6 protein-coding genes are annotated in these 5,610 nt (G+C 58.1%); all 6 read right to left on the bottom strand.

What is annotated here, in order from left to right; all coding sequences use genetic code 11:
* Window positions 1–221 precede the first annotated feature (221 nt).
* Window positions 222–671, bottom strand: a complete 450-nt coding sequence (locus FJ398_25610; protein ID MBM3841268.1) for an ester cyclase — start codon at window positions 669–671, stop codon at window positions 222–224.
* Between the two features lie 132 nt (window positions 672–803).
* Entirely contained in the window at window positions 804–1,784 is a 981-nt protein-coding gene (locus tag FJ398_25605; GenBank protein ID MBM3841267.1) for an NAD(P)-dependent alcohol dehydrogenase, read from the bottom strand.
* Window positions 1,785–1,891: 107 nt separating this feature from the next.
* Window positions 1,892–3,199 (bottom strand): beta-lactamase family protein, encoded by a 1,308-nt coding sequence (locus tag FJ398_25600; GenBank protein ID MBM3841266.1) that lies wholly within the window; start codon window positions 3,197–3,199, stop codon window positions 1,892–1,894.
* 184 nt (window positions 3,200–3,383) lie between these two features.
* Window positions 3,384–3,965 (bottom strand): isoprenylcysteine carboxylmethyltransferase family protein, encoded by a 582-nt coding sequence (locus tag FJ398_25595; protein ID MBM3841265.1) that lies wholly within the window; start codon window positions 3,963–3,965, stop codon window positions 3,384–3,386.
* A 110-nt stretch (window positions 3,966–4,075) separates the two neighbouring features.
* Window positions 4,076–4,681, bottom strand: coding sequence for a hypothetical protein (locus FJ398_25590; protein ID MBM3841264.1), 606 nt, complete (start codon window positions 4,679–4,681; stop codon window positions 4,076–4,078).
* A gap of 123 nt (window positions 4,682–4,804) precedes the next feature.
* Entirely contained in the window at window positions 4,805–5,452 is a 648-nt protein-coding gene (locus tag FJ398_25585; GenBank protein ID MBM3841263.1) for a hypothetical protein, read from the bottom strand.
* Between the last annotated feature and the right edge of the window lie 158 nt (window positions 5,453–5,610).

The raw sequence follows: 5,610 nt of genomic DNA, 5'->3' as shown, positions 1-5,610 counted from the left end.
CGTGAGGTGCCCCGAAAGCGCCCAACTCGCTGATCGCCTTGTGAGAATGGGAATAACCAGGATAAGCAGCCGCGAAACTGAACAACGCCGTCCAGAACATCACAACCGCCGTAATGCCGGATAGTCCCCGGACTCTTTCAGTCATCTGCCGTCGTCCCGATCTCGTGTCTGCATAACGTGGTGCGCTTGAGCGGCGCTCAGGCGCTTGCGGCGTCAGTGTATCAGCTTGCGGCGTCCGCTCGAAGCGCTTGTTGGGCAGACTGCGCCACCGCATTGCGCTCAAGGTTCGACTCAAGTGCCGCGAGATCCCCCAGGACCCACAGACTGACAATGAGCCCGTCGCGAAACGTGAAGAGCGCGGCGCCTTGCCACTCAACCGGCAGACCGGTTGGCTCCCACCCGCGCAGTGAAGCGACATGGCTGCCCGAGAATCGCATGCGCGCGAACGCGCGATCCCCTTCACTCACGCAGTCGAGGATGTCGCAGCGGTACTGCGCCAGACACGCATGAACGGTACGCACGTAGTCGAGAAAGCTCTCAATGCCGGCGCACTGGTCGCCGAGCGACCCGCGGAACGAGAAACTCGCATGCAAGATGGATTCAGCGGCGGCTAGTTCGCCACGGTTCCAGATGCGCTCGTAGAACGCGCTTACGAGTTCGGGAGTGCTCATGCTGCATGCGCTCCGTTTCGTTCTGCCCAACGCCCCGGTTCAGCGGCGGGCCGCGTAGCGGCCCGTCCGTTGCAACCGGTTGTTGGACAACGTCGCCTCAGATGGTCGCCTACGTGACCGCTCCTCCTGGGTTCATTCGTCATGCCCCAGAGTTATGATGACATTCCCTTTCTTGCGGCCCGTGTCGACATAGCGGTGAGCCTCGGCGATTTGCTCGAACGTATAGCGCCGATCAATAACCGGTTTGAATGCCCCCGCCTCAGCCAGACCAGCGAGAAAACGCAAATCTTCAACGCGCACGGTGGCTGGCCCAGCGATGACTTTCTTGCTGCTTGTCATCGACACCCATGGAGCTCTAAGCATTTCGGGCAACTCAGCCAATACCATAAGAAGGCGCCCTCCTTCTTTCAACGAAGCTTTGCTGCGGGAGAACGGAGCCGTACCGACAGTATCGACGATGACATCATAGGTTTCGCCATTCCGGGTGAAATCCTGTTGGGTGTAGTCGATGACGTGAGTGGCGCCCAGAGACCTCACCAGTTCCACGTTCGCGCTACTGCACACCCCGGTGACAATTGCCCCGAAATGCTTGGCAAGCTGCACCGCCGCTGTGCCAACCGCTCCGGATGCGCCATTGACGAGCACGCTTTCTCCGCTCTGAAGTTTTGCTCTTCTGAGAAAATCCAACGCCGTTGTTCCGCCAAAAGACAGCGCTGCGGCTTCTTCAAAAGTCAGACTGGACGGTTTTGGCACCACAGCCCCGTCCTCAGCCATGCATTTGTACTCCGCATGGCAACCCATGGCGGCATCACTGAACGCAAAAACCAAATCACCAACTTTGAATTTGCTTACATCTTTGCCGACCGTTTCAATTACCCCAGCCAACTCCGACCCTAGTATGGGTTGCTTTGGTCGTGAGATTCCAAACACCAAACGCATGATGAGTCCGAAGCCGAATGGGACATTAAGACTTCGCACCCTCCAGTCGCCTGATGTAACCGTTGCCACTTGTGTTCTTATCAGGACTTCGTTGTCCTTGGGCGTGGGCTTTTCGACTTCCTTCAACTGAAGAACCTCAGGCGGTCCATATTTTTCATACACAATTGCTCTCATGCGTTGCCACTCCGAAGGCTACATCGGGCTAGTACTCTCGTTGTCCAACGCTATGCGTCAGCCGCGCGAAGTCTTGCTTCGCGTCGGCTGCACGCACTTGTTAGCCATCACTTTCCCGCTGCGTTTGGCGTTGATTCCCGCGTAACCGCATCGCGACGCTGCAACTCCGCCAGAAAGAGGTCGACCAGCGCCGTAGCCTCTGGTGCTAGCGAGTCGAGGTTCTCTTGTCCCTTGTTCATCATGACCGAGATCACCAGACCGAACTCCGGCAGGGCCGCAAAGTACGATGTGCTTCCCACCGCGGCGCCGTGGTGATGGATGATTCGAGTTGTCAACGAGTCATTGAAAAACTTCTTCTGATCCGACACGCGCCAACCCAAGGCGTAGCCCTGTGGATTCTCGCGACCGTCGGCTAGGCGTTGCGGCGTCAGCAAGCGCTCGCGTGTTGCGACGCTGAGTAACCTGTCGGAGAGCATGGCGCTGCCCAATGCCACCATGTCGGAGGGCGACGAGAGTAAGCCGCCCGACGGCAGCTTTACGCTGTTATCGACGCGATACGCAGGTTTATAGCTGCCATCCGCCGTGTCGTAAAACGACACACGATCGGCAACGGACACATCGGCGAAGTCGCCGCCGCTGTGAGTCATTTTCAGGGGATCGAATACCGCCCGCTGCAGGTAGTCGAGAAACGGTGTCTGCGTTGCAGCTTCGATTACCGCCCCGGCGATGTTGTAGCCATAGCTGCTATAGGCGAAATCCTCGCCTGGTGTGAATAGCAACGGGTCGCGTTCGAACACCCGCAGTGCTGCGCGTGTGTTGGCAAAGGATCTTCGACCGTATTGCTCCCATATCGGAAAGCAAAGGCATAGGCCATAGTTGCGCACGCCGGCGGTATGGCTCATGGCTTGGCGAGTCGTGATAGTGGCCAGCGGTGGCGCCAAGTCTGCGATGTAGTGTTGAGCCGGCAGTTCCAAATCCAGGCGGCCTGCGTCCAGCAGCGTGCCGATCGCCACCGCGGTTACCGCTTTCGACGTGCTGCCCAAACGGAAGCGCGAATCCAAGTTTGCGTAGCGCTGGCTTTCCACATCTGCCAGACCGACAGCACCGGCCCAGACGCGTTTGCCGTAGATGGAAACCGCGGCCGATAGCGCTGGGGTCTCCAGTTTCGCGCGCGCATCGCGCAAGCGCTTTGCGGCGGGCGCTCCCAGTTCGCGCCACTCTGCATCAACGAATTCCGCGTCGGCCCTCAGGGCCTCATTTTCCGCCATCGCAGGCAGAGGCTGCCAGCCGATGTTCCAGACGAAGATCGGTTCGAATAATCGAAAGCACAACCACGCCAGGCCAAGCAGCAGAGCCCCGGTCAGTACACGTCTTAGCGTGCGACGGTGTGTTGCTGCGGTATTGATCATGTCCATAAACCATCCTTGCGTTCGAAAAACAACAAGCAGAGAAATGAGGTGTACGTAAGAGTGTCCTGTGGGACGAGATGGCTAACGTCCGCGCATCACCTGCGGGGACGCGTTTGGCCGCCGTGCGGCGGCCAGGAGCGTCACGCGCGGCCCCGTCAGGTGCATGCGCATGTTATCCGGCACGCCTTGGTCACCAGATTCCTGGGGCGAGCCGCCTCGTCCTCGCCATGTACGCCGCGTATTCATCACCGAACTCCTCGAGCATCATCCGCTCTTCGACGCGAACGCGAAGCAGGAAGAGAAACCCGAAGGTCACGAGGTACGAAGAACCTGCGAACCAGTTCGGCAGCGCGAGCGCCTGTCCGATGGAATACAAAAAGAGCGAGGAGTACATCGGATGCCGGATGCGTCGATAGACGCCTTCCGTGATCAGTCGGTGATTCTCACGGACCTGAAGGGTGATCGACCAGTTGGCCCCGAGGTCCGCATGCGACCGGTAGAACAGCCAAAGCCCGGCCGCGAAGCACAGAATGCCGCCGACAAATGGACCAAGCCGCAGCGGATACTCCGCGAATGCAAACGCTGGTGACGCGACCCAGACCAGCGGGATGAAGAACCCAAGCATCGCAAACGACAGCACCGCGACTTCAAGCCTGCCCTTCCGATCTTTGATGATCTTGATGGTCCGACTCCGATGCCCGTGAGGTGCCCGGATCAAGATCATCACCACGCTGGCGGCGAGGATGACCGCCTTCCCGAACCAGGGATTCATGTGGGTCAACCCCGGACGAGCATTGGCTTTGGCAAATCGATCACCACGCAATGTCCGGATAACGCCTGAGTTAAGCCGCGCCGCGAAGCGGCGTCGGCTTGAACGAATTGTTAGGCTGCCGCCCGTGGACCACGGCTCAAGAGCCCTTCGATGCGCCCGCGAGTGTAACGTTGAAGCAGGACCGGATAGAGGTTCACCAGGACATTTCCCGCAGCCAGGTACACCGCCCAGCCGTGCCAGCCCACACTCCACGCGTACGCCGAAGATATGACGCCAAGCGCCAACAGAACGATGTGGCCGCGCTCGCTCTGTATGGTGCGCACGATGAAGGCAGCTGCAGATTTCCGGCACCGGATCATTCGGAAGCTGGGGTCTCTCCGGCGCTCCCAGCGATTCGCGAAATCTCCGTTCGGCGCGAACTTTCGAAAAGCGAGCACGCCGAGCCACTCGTAGAGCCGGCCAGAACGCTCGAAGCTGTGCACGCGGAAGTAACTATTTGGCAAGGCCCACCACAGGGCGATGCAGGCAGCGACGGGAAAAAGGAACCATGCTCCCGGCAGAAAATCACCGCTCGGATACGCAAAAGGCCTTAGCGGCCCCCAAACGTACAACCAGAACATCATCAGCGGACCCAGCCAGCCGCCCGCCATGCTGGCGAAAGGGACGATGTTCAGCCCGTGCGTGGGTGGATCGAGGAGCGGCGGTTCGCTTCGCATAGTCCAACGGCTCCGGAAACCTGCAGGGCAGCCTAACGACCGCGGTCAGCCGGCGGGGACGGTTGACCTGACCACTACCAAGCAGCGTTACCCCCGCTCGGCTGCACCGCTTTGTTCGGCATCTCATTTGTCAACTGTGAAGGACGCCGCCATGTCTTTAAGTGTTTGCCTACCTTCATTCGAGCGGTTGCCTGTATCGTCCAAGCTATCCTGAAACACGAGAAGTTTGGTAACGGCCCCACGCGATGGAATCTGGTAGATGTCCATTACCATCTTATGCGTTGCCAAAGTGACGTGGATCGATGTGCCCGACAGCGTCTGCTTTCCGAGGGTGATCTTGGCGTTCGCATCAGTGACTTTGCAGTTCTCGCGACCGAATTGGTCAATCATGTTATTGGCGAATTCCCCAGTCGTAAGCCGCGCGTTCAATACAAAGTACATGATTTTGAGATCGTTCCCTGAGAGCGTCCAGATTTTTCGATCCGGATCTGCGAGATCAGCCTCGAAAGTGAATGGCCGCGGATACTTAAAGGTGATTCCTTGATACGGAAAGACGCGATAAAGTTGAGGCGCAATTGAGATCATTGGATTGGTGAAGGCACCGTCTAGTTGCGTTGTTTCACCTTCGGTGATCGTGATAGATTTATCACCAACTTTCACCACGAATTCCAATGGCGGCTCCTTGGATTCGTCAAGGTCGGCGGCCGATGTTGAACCGCATCCCAAGCAAAAGAATGTAAGTAGAATTGTCAAAGAGTAGATTCGTTGCATTGGAGTTGTGTGTGGAGTTTTCTGCCGAACAGCTGCAATCAGCGGCTCGCGGCCGCAGAACTATCCACTCCACTGGATTCTAACGCGAGTCCGCTGCATTGCGTGGTTCAACAATGGGGGTTCACGCGTCAGGAAAGTTGCAGATCACGGTCAGGAAC

This window comes from Verrucomicrobiota bacterium (assembly GCA_016871535.1).
Lineage (GTDB): Bacteria > Verrucomicrobiota > Verrucomicrobiia > Limisphaerales > SIBE01 > VHCZ01.
Note: the sequence above shows the minus strand (reverse complement) of the source record. Positions and strands in the feature narration are given on the sequence as shown.

Excerpts from the sequence above, each read along its gene's own strand:
- FJ398_25585 (MBM3841263.1), bottom strand. The coding sequence starts at position 5,452 with ATGCAACGAATCTACTCTTTGACAATTCTACTTACATTCTTTTGCTTG.
- FJ398_25590 (MBM3841264.1), bottom strand. The coding sequence starts at position 4,681 with ATGCGAAGCGAACCGCCGCTCCTCGATCCACCCACGCACGGGCTGAAC.
- FJ398_25600 (MBM3841266.1), bottom strand. The coding sequence starts at position 3,199 with ATGGACATGATCAATACCGCAGCAACACACCGTCGCACGCTAAGACGT.
- FJ398_25595 (MBM3841265.1), bottom strand. The coding sequence starts at position 3,965 with ATGAATCCCTGGTTCGGGAAGGCGGTCATCCTCGCCGCCAGCGTGGTG.
- FJ398_25610 (MBM3841268.1), bottom strand. The coding sequence starts at position 671 with ATGAGCACTCCCGAACTCGTAAGCGCGTTCTACGAGCGCATCTGGAAC.
- FJ398_25605 (MBM3841267.1), bottom strand. The coding sequence starts at position 1,784 with ATGAGAGCAATTGTGTATGAAAAATATGGACCGCCTGAGGTTCTTCAG.